Annotated in this window: 1 protein-coding gene; it reads right to left on the reverse strand. The window is 65.4% G+C overall.

Translation table 11 applies throughout. The features are described 5' to 3' along the window. Positions 1-214 (reverse strand): peptidoglycan-binding domain-containing protein (locus TN53_RS43950; RefSeq protein WP_046264548.1); only part of this gene is annotated, 214 nt, incomplete at both ends.

Below are 214 nucleotides of genomic sequence, written 5' to 3' on the forward strand. Positions count from 1 at the left end.
CGGTGACGGAGAATCCGGTGAGGCGGCCGAGGGCGGTCAGGGAGGTGGGGCCCGGTATGCCGTCGGCGTCGGTTCCTTTGAAGCCCTGTTTGCGTTGTTCGGCGCGGTAGGCGGCCTTGGTCTGTTCGCCGAAGAAGCCGGTGGCGCCGTCGGGGAGTTTGTGTCCGCGTTTGATCAGGGCTTTCTGTACGGTGCGTACGTCCTCGTTCCGCTT

It is taken from the genome of Streptomyces sp. WM6386 (assembly GCF_000972385.1).
GTDB lineage: Bacteria > Actinomycetota > Actinomycetes > Streptomycetales > Streptomycetaceae > Streptomyces.